Source organism: Azohydromonas lata, from assembly GCF_034427735.1.
Lineage (GTDB): Bacteria > Pseudomonadota > Gammaproteobacteria > Burkholderiales > Burkholderiaceae_C > Azohydromonas > Azohydromonas lata.
Genome location: NZ_JAXOJX010000006.1, coordinates 128,898 through 147,486 on the forward strand (window position 1 = coordinate 128,898; position 18,589 = coordinate 147,486).

The 18,589-nt window shown below is 68.9% G+C and carries 16 protein-coding genes and 1 riboswitch; of the genes, 10 read left to right on the forward strand and 6 right to left on the reverse strand.

Going from position 1 to position 18,589, the window contains the following annotated elements; genetic code table 11:
* The first annotated feature begins 9 nt into the window (after positions 1-9).
* The 6 genes from SM757_RS06370 (at position 10) to ribA (ending at position 7,961) form a co-directional block, all read left to right on the forward strand.
* Positions 10-1,752, forward strand: coding sequence for an ABC transporter ATP-binding protein (locus tag SM757_RS06370; RefSeq protein ID WP_322464814.1), 1,743 nt, complete (start codon positions 10-12; stop codon positions 1,750-1,752).
* Positions 1,749-2,411, forward strand: coding sequence for a subtilisin-like serine protease QhpE (gene qhpE / locus SM757_RS06375; RefSeq protein WP_322464815.1), 663 nt, complete (start codon positions 1,749-1,751; stop codon positions 2,409-2,411). Before SM757_RS06370 ends, qhpE begins: the two co-directional genes overlap by 4 nt.
* Before the next feature lie 888 nt (positions 2,412-3,299).
* Positions 3,300-4,637, forward strand: coding sequence for a flavin-dependent monooxygenase QhpG (gene qhpG / locus SM757_RS06380; protein WP_322464816.1), 1,338 nt, complete (start codon positions 3,300-3,302; stop codon positions 4,635-4,637).
* A gap of 126 nt (positions 4,638-4,763) precedes the next feature.
* Positions 4,764-6,488, forward strand: coding sequence for an AMP-binding protein (locus tag SM757_RS06385; protein ID WP_322464817.1), 1,725 nt, complete (start codon positions 4,764-4,766; stop codon positions 6,486-6,488).
* Positions 6,489-6,579: 91 nt separating this feature from the next.
* Positions 6,580-6,737: riboswitch (FMN riboswitch) on the forward strand.
* An 88-nt stretch (positions 6,738-6,825) separates the two neighbouring features.
* Positions 6,826-7,320 (forward strand): 6,7-dimethyl-8-ribityllumazine synthase, encoded by a 495-nt coding sequence (locus SM757_RS06390; RefSeq protein ID WP_066342483.1) that lies wholly within the window; start codon positions 6,826-6,828, stop codon positions 7,318-7,320.
* 17 nt (positions 7,321-7,337) lie between these two features.
* Positions 7,338-7,961, forward strand: a complete 624-nt coding sequence (gene ribA / locus SM757_RS06395; protein ID WP_066342484.1) for a GTP cyclohydrolase II — start codon at positions 7,338-7,340, stop codon at positions 7,959-7,961.
* Positions 7,962-8,031: 70 nt separating this feature from the next.
* On the opposite strand, the gene SM757_RS06400 is transcribed toward ribA, so the two are convergent.
* Positions 8,032-8,316, reverse strand: coding sequence for a CBU_0592 family membrane protein (locus tag SM757_RS06400; RefSeq protein ID WP_066342485.1), 285 nt, complete (start codon positions 8,314-8,316; stop codon positions 8,032-8,034).
* Between the two features lie 613 nt (positions 8,317-8,929).
* On the opposite strand from SM757_RS06400, the gene SM757_RS06405 reads away from it, so the two are divergent.
* Complete coding sequence (locus SM757_RS06405; protein ID WP_238455981.1) at positions 8,930-9,820, forward strand: glycine betaine ABC transporter substrate-binding protein; 891 nt, start codon at positions 8,930-8,932, stop codon at positions 9,818-9,820.
* A gap of 514 nt (positions 9,821-10,334) precedes the next feature.
* Here the strand turns inward: SM757_RS06405 and SM757_RS06410 are convergent.
* From SM757_RS06410 to SM757_RS06430, 5 genes are all read right to left on the reverse strand, one after another.
* Positions 10,335-11,204, reverse strand: a complete 870-nt coding sequence (locus SM757_RS06410) for an ABC transporter permease (protein ID WP_066342487.1) — start codon at positions 11,202-11,204, stop codon at positions 10,335-10,337.
* A complete protein-coding gene (locus SM757_RS06415; protein WP_066342488.1) occupies positions 11,194-12,240 on the reverse strand; it encodes a quaternary amine ABC transporter ATP-binding protein in 1,047 nt (348 codons plus the stop codon). The genes SM757_RS06410 and SM757_RS06415 overlap by 11 nt, the downstream gene beginning before the upstream one ends.
* A gap of 63 nt (positions 12,241-12,303) precedes the next feature.
* The gene (locus SM757_RS06420; RefSeq protein ID WP_322464818.1) at positions 12,304-13,407 is read right to left on the reverse strand and encodes a 2Fe-2S iron-sulfur cluster-binding protein; all 1,104 of its coding nucleotides are present in this window, start codon (positions 13,405-13,407) and stop codon (positions 12,304-12,306) included.
* A 59-nt stretch (positions 13,408-13,466) separates the two neighbouring features.
* Positions 13,467-14,762: an aromatic ring-hydroxylating oxygenase subunit alpha gene (locus SM757_RS06425; protein ID WP_322464819.1), complete on the reverse strand. Its 1,296-nt coding sequence runs from the start codon at positions 14,760-14,762 to the stop codon at positions 13,467-13,469.
* 165 nt (positions 14,763-14,927) lie between these two features.
* On the reverse strand, positions 14,928-15,908 hold the full coding sequence (locus SM757_RS06430; RefSeq protein WP_322464820.1) for a porin: 981 nt from the start codon (positions 15,906-15,908) through the stop codon (positions 14,928-14,930).
* Between the two features lie 222 nt (positions 15,909-16,130).
* Here SM757_RS06430 and SM757_RS06435 point away from each other — a divergent pair, with 222 nt between their 5' ends.
* The 3 genes from SM757_RS06435 to SM757_RS06445 form a co-directional block, all read left to right on the forward strand.
* Positions 16,131-16,637, forward strand: coding sequence for a prolyl-tRNA synthetase associated domain-containing protein (locus SM757_RS06435; RefSeq protein ID WP_322464821.1), 507 nt, complete (start codon positions 16,131-16,133; stop codon positions 16,635-16,637).
* A gap of 294 nt (positions 16,638-16,931) precedes the next feature.
* Positions 16,932-18,212 (forward strand): serine hydroxymethyltransferase, encoded by a 1,281-nt coding sequence (gene glyA, locus SM757_RS06440; protein ID WP_066342493.1) that lies wholly within the window; start codon positions 16,932-16,934, stop codon positions 18,210-18,212.
* A 29-nt stretch (positions 18,213-18,241) separates the two neighbouring features.
* Positions 18,242-18,589 (forward strand): membrane dipeptidase (locus SM757_RS06445; RefSeq protein WP_322464822.1); only part of this gene is annotated, 348 nt, incomplete at its 3' end.

The following is an 18,589-nucleotide window of genomic DNA, read 5'->3' on the forward strand; positions in this document are numbered from 1 at the left end:
TGCCGCGCCATGGCCGCGCCTGAGTTGCACCTGCCTCCCGTCGCCTGGCCCGCGCCGGCCGGCGCGGCCGCCACGGACGACGCGCGCGCACAGGGCCTGCGCCTGCTGCGCGGGTGGATGGCGCCGCTGCTGCGCGGGCAGGCCTGGCGGTTCATCGCCGTGCTGCTGCTGTCCATCGCCGCCGTGGCGGCGGGCCTCGCGCAGCCGCTGCTGACCAAGGCGCTCATCGACGACGGCGTGCTGGCGCGCGACCCCGGTGCCATCGCCCGCGCGGGCGCCGCCATGGCCGCGCTGGCGCTGGGCGCCTTGCTGGTGGGCGTGCTGTGCCGGCGCCTCTACGCGCAGGCCTCCCTGCGGGTGCTGCACGGCTTGAAGGAAGCGTTGTTCGCGCACCTGCTCACGCTGTCGCCCGCCTTCCACGCCCGCGTGCGCCAGGGCGACTTGCTCGCACGGCTGGAAGGCGACTTGGGCGAAGTGCAGCGCTTCGCGGTGGATTCGGTGCTGTCCGCGCTGAACGCCGTGCTGATGCTGGCCGGCACGCTCTTGCTGCTGGGCCTGTGGAGCCCGCCGCTGGTGGCGGTGCTGGCGCTGCTGGTGGGCGCGCATGCGCTGGCCAGCGGCCTGATGCGCCCGCGGCTGGAGGCGCTGACGCGCCGCGCGCGGCAAGCGGGGGTGGAGGTGTCGGCCTTCCTGGTGGAGAAGCTCGCGGCCGTGCGCTGCATACAGACGCATGGCGCCGAGGGGCGCGAGGCGGCGCGGCTGGCCGGTTTGCATGCGGCGCTGCGGCGCGAGTCCATCGCGCTGCAGTTGCTTGGGCAGTTGGCAAATGGGCTGCCCAACCTGCTGCTGTCGCTGGGCGTGGTGGCCATCTTCGTGTTCGGCAGCCTGGCGATGCTGAAGGGGGAGGCGCTGACGCTGGGCATGCTGGTGGCGTTTGCGACCTGCGTGCAGCGGGCCAGCGCCCCGGTGCAGTCGCTCATGGGCCTGTGGCTCTCCTGGCAGCGCGCCAAGGTGGCGCTGGAGCGCGTCACGGACCTGACCGCCTGCCGGCCGGCGGTGGCGCCGGGCGAGGCGGGCAGCCCGGCCGTGGCGCCGCGGGGTGAAGTCGAGTTCCAGAACCTGTCGTTCACTTACCCCGGCGCCGCGCGCCCGGCGCTGGTGGCGTTCAGCGCCCGCATCCCGGCCGGTACAGCCGTGCTGCTGCGCGGGGCGTCGGGCTGCGGAAAATCCACGCTGGTGGACTTGCTGCACCGGCATTTCGAGCCGGCGGCGGGGCGCATCCTGCTGGATGGCCAGGATGTGCGCCGCCTGGACCGCGCCGCGCTGCGCCGCCGCGTGGCGGTGGTGTCGCAGGAGGCGGTGCTGTTTGCCGGGACGCTGGGTGAAAACATCCGCTACGGGCGGCCGCAGGCGTCGGACGAGGAGGTTCACCGCGCGGCCGAGGCGGCGGGCGTCGCCGAGTTCCTGCCGCAACTCGATCAGGGTTGGCAGACGGTGGTGGGCCCGCGCGGCGCGACGCTCTCCGGCGGGCAGCGCCAGCGCGTGGCCCTGGCGCGGGCGCTGCTGATGGCGCCCGCGGTGCTGGTGGTGGACGAGGGCACCTCCGCGCTGGACGAGGCGTTGGAGCGGCGCACGCTGCGCCGCATCGCCGAGCTGCTGCCGGGGTGCACGCGGGTGGTGGTGTCGCACCGCTCGGCACTGGAAGGGGAGTTCGACCAGGTCGTGGAGCTGGGCGCGGGAGCGCCGGCATGAGGCCCGTGCGCGTGGGCCTCGTGGACGGGCCGCTGGCGGCGCCGCTGTGGCCTTCGGTGGAAGTGTCGGCGCGCTTTGGCGACGGGGGCGGGGCAGCCGTGAACCGCGCCGCGCTGGCGCACGGCAGCCACGTGGCGCGGCGGGTGCTGGAGGGCTGTCCGTCGGCGCGGCTGCTCAGCGCCCAGGTGTTCCACGGCGGGCTGGAGGCCGGGGTGGGCGAGGTGGTGGAGGCCGTTGGCTGGCTTGCGGCGCAGCGGGTGGACGTGATCAACCTGAGTTTCGGATTGCGCGAGCGCAGCGCGGCGCTGGAGGCGGCGTGCGAGGCGGCGCAGGCGGCGGGGGCGCTGCTGGTGGCGGCGGCGCCGTCGCGGGGCGGGGTGGTGTATCCGGCGGCGCTGGCCTCCTGCATTGCCGTCTCCGGCGACGCGCGCTGCCGGCCGGGCGAGGTGTCGTGGCTGGGGCTGGAGGGGACGGATTTCGGCACGCACGCCCTGCTGGAGCCGGGCAACGCCGCGCGCGGGGGCGGCGCGAGCATCGCGGCGGCGCGCATGAGCGGGCTGATCGCGGGGCTGCTTGGGCAGGGCGTGGCGGCCGGGGATGTGAGGTCGCGTCTGTACTTGATGGCGGCCTGGGTTGGGCCGGAGAAGCGATGTGCGTAAGGGCGCGCGAAAGCGCATTGCTGTCCGAGGGAATTTGATGGCCGCCAGCCGGAGACTGATCTGCGGCACCCCCCGAGCCGTCATTCCCGCCTTCGCGGGAATGATGAAGTGGGGTGCGAAGCGCCTGGGCTCACAAGCTGCGCACGAAAACCTGCTTTCCCCGGACAGCAGTGCGCGAAAGCGGGCATCCACGAACACCGAGGATGGCCTTCGAACGGCATCGCCCCGGGCCGACATTGGCGCGCCAGCACCCCGGCCGGCGTGGATGCCCGCTTCCGCGGGCATGACGTGGTGGAGGGCGAAACGGTTCGGTTTGCGCGATGCCGTCGCGACCACGTGCAGCTTCCCGTCGCTGGCCGTGGGCGAAAGCGCCAGGCCCCCCAGTGCGTCATCCCCGCGCGGGCGGGGAGCCATGAATTCACAGAGCTGGGCGTGCGCGAAAAGCTTCGTCATCCCCGCGCAGGCGCAGTGCTGTCCGGGGAAAACGTAACAGGGGCTGAACAGCGGGACAGGCCGTAGAAAAAACGCCGTCATCCCGGCGAAGGCCGGGATCCACGCGAGCCGAAGTGCTGGCGTGAAGGCATTTGAGCCCGTACCAAGGCACGCAAGGCGCCATTGCAGGGTTCGTGGATCCCGGCCTTCGCCGGGATGACGGCGTATGGGCTGGCGGCCAGCACCTCGTACGGCCAGCCAGCCGGGCCGTTACGTTTTCCCCGGACAGCAGTGCGCCTGCGCGGGAATGACGAAGCAGGGGGCGCGGTGCCTTTGCTGGCAGGAGGCCAAGTTCCGCAGAGCAATCCCCGGACAGCAGCTCGTCCGCGCGGACATGACGAATTGGGCAGCGCTGCACCGCCGCCTCAGGGCTGACAGGAAAAGGAAGAAGCCGCAATGACGACCACCACCGTCTCCCCCATCGCCCTCCTGGGCGCCGGCCCCGCTGCGCTGGCGCTGGCCATCGCGCTGCGGCGCGCCGGGCTGCAGCCGCTGGTGCTGGGCCGCCCGCGCCCAAGGCCGGCCACGGAAGGGTTGTCCTGGCGTGTCGCCCAGGGGTTTGAGCAGCTCGGCTGCCGCACGGCCTTGTCGCTGCTGAAGGCGCCGTGGCGGCGCGTGTCCGCCTGGGCCGGGACCACCGTGGAGATGAACGGCGAGTTCGTCGTGGAACGCCAGGCGCTGGACGCGGCGCTGTGGGAGGACGCGCGCCGGGCCGGCGTCGCCCTGCAGCCGGCGCTGGTGCGCGAGGTGGAGCACCGGGGCGAAGGCGGCTGGCGCATCCACTGGGAAGACGCCAGGGGCGGCTCCCACGTCACCCGCGCCGGCTTCGTCGTGGAAAGCCGCGGCCGCGGCGCGCCCAAGTGGGCCGCGGACCAGGCTGCCGCCGCGCCGCGGGTGGCCCTGTGCCGCGCCTTCACCGGCGCGCGGCGCGGGCGGCGCACGACCTTCACCGAGTCCTTCGAGCACGGGTGGGCCTGGGGCACGCTGGATGCGGCAGGGGCCGCGCAGGTGCAGCTCGTCCTGCACCCGGACACGCTCAAGGCCCACGGCGGCGACGTGGACGCCGCGCATGCGGCCGGCATGCATCAGCTCCCGATGTGCACGGCGCTGCTTGGGCCCTCGCTGCAGCCCGCGGGCGGCACCGCCGTGCGCGGCATCCAGGCCGTGCTGCGCGGCGGCACCTGCCTGGAGGACGGGCTGCGCCTGGGCGATGCGGCCTACGGCAGCGACCCGCTCTCCGGCCACGGCATGTTCGAGGCCGTCTCCGGCGCCCTGGCCGCCGCGCCCACGCTGCGCACCCTGCTGGAGCGCCCGGCCGACGCGCAGGCCGCGCGCGAGTTCTACGCGGCGCGGGCGCGGGAGGTGTTCGCCCAGCGGCTGCAGGCCGCGCGCGCCCACTACGCCGGCGAGACGCGCTGGCCGCATGCGCCGTTCTGGCAGGCCCTGCAGGCCGGCGCGGCGGCGCTGGTGCCCGTGGCCCAACCGCAGGCCGCCGCCATAGCGGCGCGGCCCGTGGTCGAAAACGGCTTCATCGTCCGCCGCCGCGTGGTGCTGGCGCCGGGCCATCCGCGCGGCGTGCGCTTCATCGACGGCGTGGACTTGCCCGCGCTGCACGACGCGCTGCGCGGCGGGGCGCCGGACCCGTCCATGGAGACCTTGGCCGCGCAACTTCATCAACCCCCCGGCGCCGTGCACGGCGCGCTGCGCTGGCTGCAGGCGCAGCGGCTGGCCTGAGCGGCGCGCGGCCGCGCCGGCTGGCGCCGCAACACGCTGGCACCTTTTGCAACCTGATAGGCAACAACGGCAGCCTTGCGGCGGCTACCTTCGCTGGCTGCCAAGCGAGGCGTCACAGGAGACAAGATGAACGAAAAAGATCAATCGCGGCTTGGGGTTGCGCCCGTGGGCGGCCTCTCGCACGTGGTGGGGGAAACCGGCGTGCCGCTGTCCACGGCCACCATCGCTGGCCTGCTGGCGGACACGGCAACCCGCTGGCCCAGCCGGCCGGCCGTGGTCTTTCGCGAGCAGGGCATACGCTGGACGTGGGCGCAGTTCCAGGCCGAGGTGGACCGCCTGGCCGCCGGGCTGCTGGCGCTGGGCCTGCAGCGCGGCGACCGCGTGGGCATCTGGTCTCCGAATCGCTTCGAGTGGCTGACCACGCAGTTCGCCACGGCGCGCGTGGGCGTCATCCTGGTCAACATCAATCCGGCCTACCGGCTGTCGGAGCTGGAGTACGCGCTCAACGCCTCCGGCTGCCGTGCCATCGTGACCGCGCGGCAACTGCGCAGCTCGGACTACCTGGGCATGCTGCAGACGCTCGCGCCGGAGCTGGCGCAGTGCGCGCCGGGGCAGTTGAAGGCGGCGCGGCTGCCGCATCTGGAGTTCGTCATCCGCATGGGCGAGGAGCGCACGCCCGGCATGCTGAGCTACGCCGAGGTGCTGGAGCGGGGCCGGGGCGTCGGTGCGGCCCAGTTGGAGGCGCGCAGCGCGGCGCTGGGCTGCTTCGACGCCATCAACATCCAGTTCACCAGCGGCACCACCGGCAACCCCAAGGGCGCCACGCTCACGCACCACAACGTGGTCAACAACGCGCGCTTCGTGGCACAGGCCATGAGCTTCAGCGAGCAGGATTCGCTGTGCATCCCCGTGCCGCTCTACCACTGCTTCGGCATGGTGCTGGCGGTGCTGGCCTGCGTGGCCACGGGGGCGCAGATGGTCTTCCCTGGCGAGGTGTTCGACCCCGTGGCCACGCTCTCGGCCGTGGCCGAGGAGCGCTGCACCGCGCTGCACGGCGTGCCCACCATGTTCATCGCCGAGCTGGACCATGCGGACTTCGCCACCTTCGACCTGAGTTGCCTGCGCACGGGGATCATGGCCGGCTCGCCTTGTCCCATCGAGACCATGAAGCGCGTGGTCGCGCAGATGCACATGCGCGAGGTCACCATCGCCTACGGCATGACGGAGACCAGCCCCGTTTCCTTCCAAAGCTCGGCGCAGGACGACCTGCAGCACCGCGTCACCACCGTGGGCCGCATACAGCCGCACCTGGAAGCCAAGGTGGTGGACGGCGTGGGCGAGCCCGTGCCCGTGGGCGAGAAGGGCGAGCTTTGGGTGCGCGGCTACTCGGTGATGAAGGGCTACTGGGGCGACGAGCAGAAGACGCGGCTGGCCGTGACCGACGGCTGGATGCACACCGGCGACCTCGCCACGCTGGACGCCGACGGCTACTGCAACATCGTCGGCCGCGTGAAGGACATGCTCATACGCGGCGGCGAGAACATCTATCCGCGCGAGATCGAGGAGTTCCTCTTCCGCCACCCCAAGGTGCAGTCGGTGCAGGTGTTCGGGGTGCCCGACGCCAAGTACGGCGAGGAGGTGTGCACCTGGATCGTGCTCAAGCCGGGCGAGGCCTGCACCGAGGACGAGATACGCGCCTTCTGCCGCGAGCAGATCGCCCACTACAAGGTGCCGCGCTACGTGCGCTTCGTCCCGGAGATGCCCATGACCATCACCGGCAAAGCCCAGAAGTTCGTGATGCGCGAGCGCATGGTCCAGGAGTTGGGACTGCAGGCGGCCAGGACGGCCTGAGCGGCGCTTTTTTGCGCCGCCCTTCATGGCCCGCGCAACCACCGGGAATTCCCCTGCTTCTAAAATCGGCTGGCCGGCCCGCGAGGGCTGGCAGCGTTCTCAGGGCGGGGTGGAACTCCCCACCGGCGGTATCCGTGGCTTGACCACGGGAGCCCGCGAGCGCCTGGTGCCGTTGGTTCGGTGCCGGGGTCAGCAGACCTGGTGAGAGGCCAGGGCCGACGGTCACAGTCCGGATGAAAGAGATCGCGTTGCCGTGGCGGCTGGCTCAAGCTTTGGGCTACCGTCGTGTGTTCGCGTGCTTGCGCCCTGATTCTGGCAATCCACTGACGTTCGGACCATGAATCAGACTCTCTCCCGTTCTTCCTCCTCCGCCACCGGCCTGCGCATCGCGGTCGTGAGCGCCTCCTGGCACCGCGACATCGTCGAGCGTGCGCACGAGGGCATCAACGCCGAGCTGGCCCGCCAGGGCCTGGACGCCGGCTCCACGCTCACGCACTTCGCCGTGCCGGGGGCCTTCGAGATCCCGCTGCATGCCAAGAAGCTGGCCGAAAGCGGCACCTTCGACGCCGTGATCGCCTGCGGGCTGATCGTCAACGGCGGCATCTACCGGCACGAGTTCGTGACCAGCGCCGTCATCGACGGCCTGATGCGCGTGCAGCTCGACACCGGCGTGCCCGTGTTCTCCGCCGTGCTCACGCCGCGCGACTTCCACGACCACGAGGAGCACCGCGCCTTCTTCACCGCCCATTTCGTGAAGAAGGGCGAGGAAGTCGCCAGCGCCTGCCTGGCCACGCTGCAAAGCCTGCGCCGGCTCGACGCCCTGGCGCGCTGAACGGAGGCGGGCATGCCATGAAGTCCGATCCGCTTTCCCTGCTCATGCCTCACGTCGAGCGCGGGCCCAGTGCCCGCCTGCCCACGCCGCACGGCGAATTCGATCTCGAAACCTGGCAGGACCATAGCGCCGGCGTGGAGCACCTGGTCATACGCAAGGGCGATCTTGCCGGCGCGCACGGCGTGCTGGTGCGCGTGCACTCCGAGTGCCTGACCGGCGACATGCTGGGCTCGCTGCGCTGTGACTGCGGTCCGCAACTGCAGCTCGCGCTGCAGCGCATCCAGGCGGCCGGCCAGGGCGCCGTGGTCTACATGCGCGGCCACGAAGGCCGCGGCATAGGCCTGGCGCAAAAGCTGCGCGCCTACGCGCTGCAGGACCAGGGCCTGGACACCGTGGACGCCAACCTGGCGCTGGGCCATCCGGTGGATGCGCGGCGCTACGAGGCGGCCGCGGCCATCCTGAAGACCCTTGGCGTGGCCTCCATACGGCTCATGAGCAACAACCCGCTCAAGCTGCTGGCGCTGCGCGAGCACGGTGTTCAGGTGCTCGACCGCGAGCCCCACGAGACCGACGCCCAGCCGCACAACTCGGCCTACCTCGCCACCAAGCGCGAGCGCTTGGGCCACCTGCTGGGCGACTGAGGCCTTCCAGCGGCTTTCGGCCGCGCTCCCCGGCTGCCCTGGGCGGCCGGGGCAGTCAGGCGGCCGGTCTTCAGCGGCTGGCGGAGGACTCTCCGTCAGCCTGCCGGCGCTGGCCGCGCCGGTAGCGCCACCAGCCCAGCAGCGTCAGGCCCAGCCAGAAGCATTGCGTCAGGAACGAGGCGAGGTTGAAGGAGCCGGCCAGCGAAATGAGGATGCAAGTGGGCCCCACGACGTTGAGCACCACCACCATGTGGCTGGCGGGCGGGCGGTGCAGCAGTTGCACGCAAAAGTGCGCGGCCACGTAGGCGACCACGCCAACAAGGCCGACGAGATCGAGAAGCCCCAGGGAAATCATTCAAAAAAACTACAGCAAGGATGTGGTTGCCATCCCGTAGCAGGCGCTGCGCCTGCGCTCGCGCTACGGGCGGCGTGAGCCGCACATTGTCGGCGCTGCGGGGCCTTGCGGGCCAGCATGCCGTGTGCGGCGCACGTTCTGTGGTTGATGCCGGTCAAGCTGCCGGCTTGGCCGACAGGACAGCCCTTCGCGCGGGACGGCACCGCGGAGGCCAGGGCGAGGCGGCTTGGTGTTCCGGTGAAAATCCATGTCGCATTTGGGCAAGTCCGCGACGCACGGCGTGCCAGAGTGGCAGTGCAGCCCGGGCACGGCGGCTTTGAGCCGCATGCCTTGGTCCATGCATTTCGCAGCCGGCGTGCACCGGCACGGCCTGCCCCCTGCAGGCCTTTGAGGCGCCGTATCGCGGCCCATGGCACAGGCGCCGGTAGCGCTTGTGCCCAGCGGGCGCGGCATTTTCTTGCGCAGAAATCTCCCGTGCAAGCTACGTTGCAAGCTCAACGAAAGCGGAATGTCGGCTTGCGACATCTCCGCGTCGCCGCGGTAGAAGTCGCCTGGGGGCCGGCGCAATAACGTCCAGCCAGTGTTCTCCACCCACCGTAAAGGGAGCCTGACCGTGACGATCGATACAAAGTCCATGAGCCGCCGCCATTTCATTGCCGGCGCAACCGCAGCCGTCGCCCTGGGCGGCACGTCGCTGGGCGCAATGGCCGAGAGCAAGCCGCTGCGCATTGGCTGGACGGCATGGTCCGACGCCGAAGTGACCACGCAAATCGCCAAGCTGCTGCTGGAGCAGCGCCTTGGGCAGCGCGTGGAGCTGGTGATGACGGACGTTGCGCTGCAGTACGCCGCGCTGCAGCGTGGCCAGATCGACCTCATGCTCATGGCCTGGCTGCCCGGCACGCACAAGAGCTACTACGAGAAGGTCAAGGACGACGTCGAGAACCTCGGCCCCATCTACACCGACGCCAAGCTGGGCTGGGCGGTGCCGGACGACATTCCCGTGTCGCAGCTTCGCACCATCGAGGACTTGAACAAGCCCGAGGTCAAGGAGAAACTGGGGGGGCGCATCCAGGGCATCGATGCGGGCGCGGGGCTGATGAAGCTCTCCGATGCCGCGATCAAGACCTACGGCCTGGACTACAAGCTGCTCACCGCTTCCGATGCGGCCATGGTGACCTCGCTGGACCGCGCGATCCAGCGCAAGCAGTGGATCGTGGTGACGACCTGGTCGCCGCACTGGATGTTCTCGCAATACAAGCTGCGCTACCTGGAAGATCCCAAGGGCGCGCTGGGCGGCGTGGAGTCCATTCACGGGCTGGCGCGCAAGGGCTTCAGCGCCGATTTCCCCAAGGCGGCCGCCTTCATCCGCAACTACAAGCTCCCGCTGGCCGACCTGGAGGCCGTGATGCTCAAGGCCCGCGACAGCAGCGCGGCCAAGGAAGCCGCGGCCTACGTCGCCTCTCACGGCCCGCTGGTGGACCGCTGGCTGGCCAACTCCCTGTGAGCCGAACGGCTTGACATCGGCACGGGCGTGCGACGCACGCCCGCTGCTGGATCCTCTGTCCCTCCCGCCTTCCTTCCCACGCCACGCCGGCGCTTGCCGGCGTGGCGTGCGGCCTTGATCGCCAGCTCGGCGAAACTCCCTCCACAAGCACGGGCCGATGACGGCCCACCCACAGCACGCTGCAGCTTGCGCAGGCACGGCCTGCCCAAGGGCCATCATCGACCCCGGTAGCAATCCCGTAGCAGTCGGGCTGCATGGTGGAAATGGATCGTGCGAGCCGCGTTACGGGTCGAGCGACATACCCCACGGGCTGGGGCGGTTGATAAAGGCGTTGCCGGCAACGCAAGCAACGCCGGCCATCCAGGCGATTCCCATCGCACGCGGATGGCCGCATTGAAGGCGGGTGTACGGCGTCGGTTCGGCGTCGATCGCGCAAGCCGCAAAGCAAAAGCGCCCGCGGGTGCGGGCGCTTTTGCTTTCAGGCGTGCACTGGCGGGCCGAAGCCCGCCTGGCTTCAGGCTTCCTGATGCCGGCTGCCGAAGCTCTCGGTGAGGCGGTCCAGGATGATGGCCAGCAGCACCACCGACAGGCCGCTCTCGAAGCCCAGGCCGATGTCCAGGCGCTGGATGCTGGCGAGCACGTCGTTGCCCAGGCCGCCGGCACCCACCATGGAGGCGATGATGACCATGGACAGCGCCATCATGATGGTCTGGTTCACGCCGGCCATGATGGTGGGCAGCGCGATGGGCAGTTGCACTTTCCACAACAGTTGCATCGAGGTGCAGCCGAAGGCCTGGCCGGCCTCCACCTGCTCGCCATTGACCTGGCGGATGCCCAGCGCCGTCAGGCGCACCACGGGCGGCATGGCGAACACCACGGTGGCCAGGATGCCCGGCACGCGGCCCAGGCCGAATACCATCGCGGCGGGGATCAGGTAGACGAAGGCCGGCATGGTCTGCATGAAGTCCAGCACCGGGCGCAGCAGGGCGTTGAAGCGGTCGCTGCGCGCGCTCAGGATGCCCAGCGGCACGCCGACGATGAGGCTGATGATGGTGGCCGAGAACACCAGGGCCAGCGTGACCATGGTCTGGTCCCAGAAGCCGGTGATGCGGATGACCAGCAGGCTCAGCAGCGCGAACAGGCCAAAGCGCCATTTCAGCCGCCACACGCCCACCGCCACCACCACCAGCATCACCAGCCAGGACGGAATGGCGAGAAAGGCCGATTCGATGTGGCCCGCGAAGTTCTCGACCACCGCGCCCACGGCGTCGAAAACACCGGCACCATGGGCCAGCAGCGTCTTGACGCCATCGTTGACCATCGCGCCCAAGGGCAGCACGCTCTTGTCGTTGCCCAGGATATCGTTGAGAAAATCAGCCGGCATGGCGGGTACTCGCGATCTTGAGAAGAAGGCTCTTGGGCGTGATGCAGCCCACGAGGCGCTCGGCGTCGTCGAAGACGCTCACGGGTTGATCCAGGCCAAGCACGGTACGCAAGGCATCGGGCAAAGTGGTAGTTGCCGCAAGCCTGTTCGCTCGATTGGCGGCAACAAAGTCCGGCGGGGGCGGCACGCTGTCCACGAGGTCCGCGGCGGTGAGGTAGCGCGAGGTGTCCACGCCCTTGAAGAAGCGGCGCACGTAGTCGTTGGCCGGGCGGGTCACGATCTCGTGCGGCGTGCCTTCCTGCACCAGGTTGCCGCCTTCCATGATGGCGATGCGCGAGCCGATCTTGAGCGCCTCTTCCAGGTCGTGCGAGACGAAGAAGATGGTGCGGCGGTGTTCGCGCTGCAGCTCCAGCATGAGGTCCTGCATCTCGGTGCGCTTGAGCGGGTCCAGCGCCGAGAAGGCCTCGTCCATGAGCAGGATGTCCGGGTCCACGGCCAAGGCCCGGGCCAGGCCCACGCGCTGCTGCATGCCGCCGGACAGTTGCCGGGGAAACTTCTGCGCGTAAGCTTTCAGGCCCACCTGCTCCAGTGCCTGCATCACTTTGTCGCGGTACTGCCGTGCGTTGTCGCCGGCAATCTCCAGGCCGAAGGCCACGTTGTCGAAGACGGTGCGGTGCGGCATCAGCGCAAAGCTCTGGAACACCATGGCGATGCGCTTGCGGCGCCAACGCAGCAGGTCGGCCATGGGCATTCTGGCCACGTCCTCGCCGTCGATGTTGATGGCGCCCGCCGTGGGCTCCACCAGGCGGTTGATCAGGCGGATAAGCGTGGACTTGCCGGAGCCCGACAGGCCCATGAGCACGTAGATGTCGCCGGCCTGGACGTCGAAGCTGATTTTGTTGACGCCGACCACTTGGCCCGTGCGCTGGAAAATCTCGTCCTTGCTTTGGCCTTGGCGCAGCATTTCAAGCGCGGCGTCAGGCTTGTTGCCGAAGACCTTGGTCAGTTCGCGTATCTGGATTTTCGGTCTGGACATGCGCGGCTCCTGGGCGGTGGTGGATGAAGGATTTGTATTCATTGGAAGTGGGCCCTGGCCGGGCTAGCGGTCCAGCTCGACGTCGCTCAGCGGCTTGCTGCAGCACGGCAGCATCCAGCCTTGAGCCACCTCGCGCGGACGCAGGCCGCCGCCTTGTTTCATCTCCACCTCGCCCGCGAGCTTGCGCGTGCGGCAAGTGCCGCATACGCCGCTGGAGCAGGAGAAGGGCCAGCGAATGCCGGCGCGCTGCGCGGCCTTGAGCAGGGTCTCGTCAGCGCCGCACTCGAAGCGCTCGCCGCGCGTCTTGAGCGTGATGGCGAAGCGCTTGGCCTCGGTGGAGGTAGGCTGGGTCTGTGCGGCAGCCGGTGCGTCGGCCGCCGGCGTCTCGAAGTTGAAACTTTCCTCGTGGTAGCGGCTCATGTCGAAGCCGGCTTCCGCCAGCATGCCGCGCACCGCCGCCATGAAAGGCGCCGGCCCGCAGCACCACACCTCGCGTTCCAGCAGGTCAGGCACTTGCGCGCGCAACAAGGGCAGGCTCAGCCGCCCAAGCAGGCCGCTGTAGCCCGGCGTGTCGCCACGGCCCTCGCACACCATGGTGGCCCGCCAGCGCGGCAGCGAGCGGGCCAGCAGCTTCAGCTCGTCGGCAAAGACGATGTCCTGCGGCGTGCGCGCGGCGTGCATGAACTGCACGTCCGCGTCCAGGCCCAGGTCGGCCCAGGCGCGGGACATGGACATCAGCGGCGTGATGCCGCTGCCGCCTGAGAGGTACAGCTGCCCGCGCGCCGGCACCTTCACCGGCCCGGCCGGGAAGCAGAAGCTGCCTGCCGGGCCGGTGGCCGACAGCCGCGTGCCCGGCTTCACATGGTCGTGCAGCCAGTTGGACACCTTGCCGCCCGGTACCCGCTTGACCGTGATCATCAGCGTGTCCGGCCGCGTTGGGCTGGAGCACAAGGTGTAGCAGCGGTTGAGCTGCTCGCCCGCGATGTCCAGGCGCAGCGTGATGAACTGTCCCGGGCGGTAGCGGAAACTGCGAGCCTGCAGCGGGCGCAGCACGAAGCTGCGCACGTCGTGGGTCTCATCGCACACCCTCACGCATTCGAGCCATTCGTCGTCGCCGCCCCAGGCGGGCGGCGGCGCTTCGGCCAGGTCGGAGTAGGAGACTGTCATGGGCTGGGCGCTCCGGGGTCAGTACGGAAAACAGGCGGCCGCGGTGCTTGCCTGAAGCTTCAGCGCCCGCCGCTCACGCCGGCACGCATGCGGTCGACGTACCAGGTGCAGAAGGCTTCCACCAGGCTTTCGGTGAAGGGCGAGTAGGGGCCGGGCTCATAAGCCTTGCTGGCCGCGCCGGCGTGGGAGAACTCCACCAGGCGGCGGTCCTGGTCGTTGGTGGCGTTCCACACGGCGGTGAGGTTGGCCACGTCGTAGTCCACGCCTTCGACGGCGTCCTTGTGCACGCACCAGGTGGTGCGCACCATCGTGCGGCCGGCGCTCAGCGGGATCACGGAGAAGCTCACCACGTGGTCGCTCATGAAGTGGTGCCACGAGTTGGGCTGCGTCCAGAAAGACAGGCCGCCCAGCGACTTCTCCGTGAACTGGTCGCTCAGCAGCTTCTTGCAGGCCACCTCGGTGTTCATGGTCTGCGACTCGCCGGCGCGGTCCATCGGCAAACGCTGGGTGCGGAAGCCCGTGACGCGCGTGTCCAGCTCCTCGATGCGCGCGCTGGGCAGGCCCATGGCTTCCCAGCGGGCGTGGCTGTCCTTGACGATCTGCTCGAAGCGCGCGATGCCTTCGGCGTTCTGCGGGCCGGGCTGGGCGCCAAAGCCGTGTTCGTACAGCGAAATGGTCAGCTCGGGATGGTTGCCCACGCAGTGGTAGCACTCGCGGTTGTTCTCCATCGTGAGCTTCCAGTTGCCCTCTTCGATGAGCTCCACCTGCGCGGCGACCTTGCACTCGTTGAGCTTGTGCGGCGCCAGGTAGGGGCGCATGCGGGCGGCAACCTCTTCGAAGTCCTGCGGCGGCTCATCGGCCAGGCAGATGAAGAGCAGGCCTTCCAGGTTGCGCAGGTGCACCTTGTGCAAGCTGTGCTGCTCGCGCAGGAAGGTGTCGCCCATGTGGTCGGCGTGGATGAGCTTGCCTTCGAGGTCGTAGGTCCACTGGTGGTAGGGGCAGACGATGTTGCCCAGGCTGCCCTGGTGCTCGTCGCACAGGCGCGAGCCGCGGTGGCGGCACACGTTGTGGAAGGCCTTGATGTTCATGTCATCGTCGCGGACGATGAGAATGGAGTCCTGGCCCACGTCCACCGTGATGAAATCGCCCGGCTCGGCCACCTGCGGCGCCACGGCCACGAAAATCCAGTGCCGGCCGAAGACGTACTCCATGTCGGCCTTGAAAATCTCCTCGCTCAGGTAGAACGGAGCTTCCAGGCTGTAACCGGCGCGGCGGCGCTCCAGCAGGGCGCTGAGCTGCGCCTGGACGTCGGCGGCGCGGGGATGCAGGGTGACGGTGGAGGTCTGGGTGGTCATGTTGGGATCCTTGGAACGCTGGGGTTGGCCTCGTAAGGGGGCTGTGTCAGCTACCGCGCTTGCCGCCTCAGTGAAGCCATTGTTTGGTGAGCAGCCGCTGCGACCTTGCGTGCGTCGGACGTGGATTTGTCCGGAAGCGACATGCGCGGCGGCGGGAAAATGGCGTCAGAACGAGTGCGCCACGCCGACGCCGTACACGTTGGCGCTGTCGCTCACGAACTTCTTGTGGGCGAGATCTGCATAAACGCTGGTGCGCTTGGACAGGGCGTAGATCACCCCGGTGCCCAGCACCTTTTCGGCTTTCACGCCGTCCACGTCCACCTGGCCCCAGCCGCCGTTGAGCGTCCAGCTGCCCACGGTGTACTGCGCGCCCAGGGTGAGGGCCTTGGCCTTGGAGGTGTTGTCCGGCGTCTTGCTCACGTCATAGGCGCCCATCAGCGCCAGCGAGCCGATGCGGCCCTTGAGGCCAAAGAACGTGTCGGAGGCGCCCGCGCTGTTCTTTTCCCGCGACACCATGGCCGTGACGGGGCCGGCCGCGTATTTCAAGGCCCCGCCCAGCGGGCGCCTGGTGTCGCCATCGCGCTTTTCCGGAGAGCCGCTCACGTGCAGCGAGAAGCCGCCAATCACCGGCGAGTCGTAGAAAAGGGCGTTGTCAATGCGCCCATACTCCGCCTTGCCGCCGTTGGCCTTGGGATCGGAGGGATAGTTGTAGTGCCACAGGTCCCACGCAGGCGACGCGATGCGGTCGAAGTAGTACCAGGGGTCGAAGTTCCAGTCGTTGGCGTACAGCGCGTCCAGCGCACGGCCCGCCTTGATGGAGCCGAAAGCGCCTTTCACGCCGACCGTGGACTCGCCATGCCAGAACGGCTTGCTCTTGGCCGGCGCATCCTCCAGCGCACCCGTGTCCAGATCGAAGCGGGTGGACAGGGTGAAGAACGCGGACAGGCCCCCGCCCAGGTCTTCCGTGCCCGTGAAAGCCAGGTTGCTGCGCTGAATGGTGCCGACGTTCCAGGTCTTGGCGGCATCGCGGTAGACGCCGATGTCGACCATGCCGCCAATGTTGGCGGACGATTGCGCGAGCACCGGCATGGACAGTGCAGGCAACAGGAGTGCCGCAAGACGCGGCCGGAAACGCAGATGGTGCATGGGTGAAGCCTCATTGTTTGAACAGGCCTCGTTACTCTGGCAACGTGTAGGTATGCCCCTTGCCAATAAACGACGGGAAATGTCCTGTTACCGAAAGTGGGCTTTCCATCCCGTGTGATTTGCACGCCCCTCTTGTTGCAGTGCGGCAAGGCATGTCGCTATCGGCATGGAACATGGCGGTTTTCGGCAAGCCGGCAGGAACCGTGTTCCTATGCTGGCGGCATGACGACCGACGTGATGACCAGCTCCTCGCAAGAGCTGCTCCTGCTGCTGGACAGGAACCAACTGCGCTACGACATCGTCGAGCACGAGCCGGTGTTCACTATTGCCGACGCGCTGGCGGCCACGCCGGCGCTGGACGGCATCAAGACCAAGAACGTGTTCCTGCGCGACGCCAAGGGCGCGCGCCACTTCCTGGTCATCGTGCCTCACGACGTGAGGCTGGACCTGCCGGCGCTGGCAACCACGCTGGGCACCTCCAAGCTCAGCATGGGCTCGGCCGACCGGCTGCAGCGCGTGCTGGGCATCACACCCGGCGCGGTCAGCGTCTTTTGCCTCGTCAACGACAAGGACCGTGCCGTCGAGCTGGTCATCGACGAGCGCGTGTGGCAGGCCGAAAAGGTGCAGGCGCATCCTTTGCGCAACACGGCCACGGTGGCCATGGACAGGCAGTCCCTGGCCGGCTTCCTGGCCCTGACCCGGCACGTGCCCACCATCGTCCAGGCCTGACGGAGTCTCCATCCTCGGCGTGCGCGAGGTTGCGGCGCCGGCGTCCTTGACGCCGGCGCCGCTTTCTTTTGGGCCTGTCGCTTTATGGCCAATCCGCCTGCATGTCAGGGCGAACCCGGCATGTCGGTTTTGAGCAAGTGCATGTCCGTGCCGCACAAGCCGCGCAGGCGTCCGGCTCGAAGAATGCAGCCATCAAGCAATCGACATGCAACGGCTGCTTGCAGCGCCCGGCAAGCGCGCCTGAAGCGCACCGGCCTACCGATTTACCCGCCGACCCACCGCCATTCCAAGCACATGAACACGACATCCTTCTTCGCCGACCCGCTGACCCAGGCCGACCCGCGGGTGGCCAAGGCGCTTGGGCAGGAGCTCATGCGACAGCAGGCGCAGATCGAGCTCATCGCCTCCGAGAACATCGTGTCCCGCGCGGTGCTGCAGGCGCAGGGCTCGGTATTCACCAACAAGTACGCCGAGGGCTACCCGGGCAAGCGCTACTACGGCGGCTGCGAGTACGCCGACGTGGTCGAATCGCTGGCCATTGACCGCCTGTGCACGCTGTTCGGCGCGCGCTTCGCCAACGTGCAGCCCCACTCCGGCGCGCAGGCCAACACGGCCGTGATGCTGGCCCTGGTCAAGCCCGGCGACACCGTGCTGGGCATGGCCCTCTCCGCCGGCGGCCACCTCACGCACGGCGCCAAGCCCGCGCTGTCGGGCAAGTGGTTCAACGCCGTGCAGTACGGCGTGCGCCAGGAGGACAGCCTCATCGACTACGACGAGGTCGAGCGCTTGGCCAAGGAGCACCGCCCCAAGCTGATCATCGCCGGCTTCTCCGCCTACCCGCGCGTCATCGACTGGGCGCGCTTCCGTGCCATCGCCGACGAGGTGGGCGCGCTGCTCATGGTGGACATGGCCCACGTGGCCGGCCTGGTGGCCGCGGGCGTCTACCCCAGCCCCGTGCCGCACGCCCACGTCACCACCAGCACCACGCACAAGACGCTGCGCGGCCCGCGCGGCGGCGTGATCCTCACCAACGACGAGGACATTGCCAAGAAGGTCAACGCCGCCGTCTTCCCCGGCGCGCAGGGCGGCCCGCTCATGCACGTGATCGCGGCCAAGGCCGTGGCCTTCGGCGAGGCGCTGCAGCCCGCCTTCCAGGACTACGCCCGCCAGGTCGTTGCCAACGCAAAGGCCATGGGCGAGACGCTGCGCCAGGGCGGGCTGGACCTCGTGACCGGCGGCACCGACAACCACCTGCTGCTGGTGGACCTGCGCCCGCTGGGCCTCAAGGGCAACCAGACCGAAGTGGCGCTGGAGCGCGCGGGCATCACCTGCAACAAGAACGGCATCCCCTTCGACACCGAGAAGCCCACCATCACCTCCGGCATCCGCGTGGGCACCGCCGCCATCACCACGCGCGGCATGCAGGAGGAAGACTGCCGCGAAGTGGCGCGAATGATCCTCGACGTGATGCAGGCCCTGCGCAAGCACCCCGAGGGCGACGCCAAGGTCGAAATGCTGGTGCGCGAACAGGTGCAGTCCTTCATGGCCCGTTTCCCCATCTACGCCGACCGCTGAAGCCTCCTCAACGACACAGGACGCAAGACATGAACTCCATACACGCCAACGCTACCGTCATCGACGGCCTCATCATCGCCAAATGGGGCCGGCCGGTGTTCGAGGACATGCGCAAGGGCGGCCTCAGCGCCGCCAACTGCACGGTCTCCGTCTGGGAAGACTTCAAGGGCACGGTGCACAACATCGCGCAGATGAAGTCGATGATCCGCGAGAACGCCGACCTGATCACGCTGGTGCGCAGCACCCGCGACATCGAGCAGGCCAAGCTGGAGCGCAAGACCGGCATCATACTGGGCTTCCAGAACGCCCACGCGTTTGAAGACCACCTGGGCCACATCGAAGCCTTCGCCGACATGGGCGTGCGCGTGGTCCAGCTT

Excerpts from the sequence above, each read along its gene's own strand:
- SM757_RS06370 (WP_322464814.1), top strand. The coding sequence starts at position 10 with ATGGCCGCGCCTGAGTTGCACCTGCCTCCCGTCGCCTGGCCCGCGCCG.
- qhpE (WP_322464815.1), top strand. The coding sequence starts at position 1,749 with ATGAGGCCCGTGCGCGTGGGCCTCGTGGACGGGCCGCTGGCGGCGCCG.
- qhpG (WP_322464816.1), top strand. The coding sequence starts at position 3,300 with ATGACGACCACCACCGTCTCCCCCATCGCCCTCCTGGGCGCCGGCCCC.
- SM757_RS06385 (WP_322464817.1), top strand. The coding sequence starts at position 4,764 with ATGAACGAAAAAGATCAATCGCGGCTTGGGGTTGCGCCCGTGGGCGGC.
- SM757_RS06390 (WP_066342483.1), top strand. The coding sequence starts at position 6,826 with ATGAATCAGACTCTCTCCCGTTCTTCCTCCTCCGCCACCGGCCTGCGC.
- ribA (WP_066342484.1), top strand. The coding sequence starts at position 7,338 with ATGAAGTCCGATCCGCTTTCCCTGCTCATGCCTCACGTCGAGCGCGGG.
- SM757_RS06400 (WP_066342485.1), bottom strand. The coding sequence starts at position 8,316 with ATGATTTCCCTGGGGCTTCTCGATCTCGTCGGCCTTGTTGGCGTGGTC.
- SM757_RS06410 (WP_066342487.1), bottom strand. The coding sequence starts at position 11,204 with ATGCCGGCTGATTTTCTCAACGATATCCTGGGCAACGACAAGAGCGTG.
- SM757_RS06415 (WP_066342488.1), bottom strand. The coding sequence starts at position 12,240 with ATGTCCAGACCGAAAATCCAGATACGCGAACTGACCAAGGTCTTCGGC.
- SM757_RS06420 (WP_322464818.1), bottom strand. The coding sequence starts at position 13,407 with ATGACAGTCTCCTACTCCGACCTGGCCGAAGCGCCGCCGCCCGCCTGG.
- SM757_RS06425 (WP_322464819.1), bottom strand. The coding sequence starts at position 14,762 with ATGACCACCCAGACCTCCACCGTCACCCTGCATCCCCGCGCCGCCGAC.
- SM757_RS06430 (WP_322464820.1), bottom strand. The coding sequence starts at position 15,908 with ATGCACCATCTGCGTTTCCGGCCGCGTCTTGCGGCACTCCTGTTGCCT.
- SM757_RS06435 (WP_322464821.1), top strand. The coding sequence starts at position 16,131 with ATGACGACCGACGTGATGACCAGCTCCTCGCAAGAGCTGCTCCTGCTG.
- glyA (WP_066342493.1), top strand. The coding sequence starts at position 16,932 with ATGAACACGACATCCTTCTTCGCCGACCCGCTGACCCAGGCCGACCCG.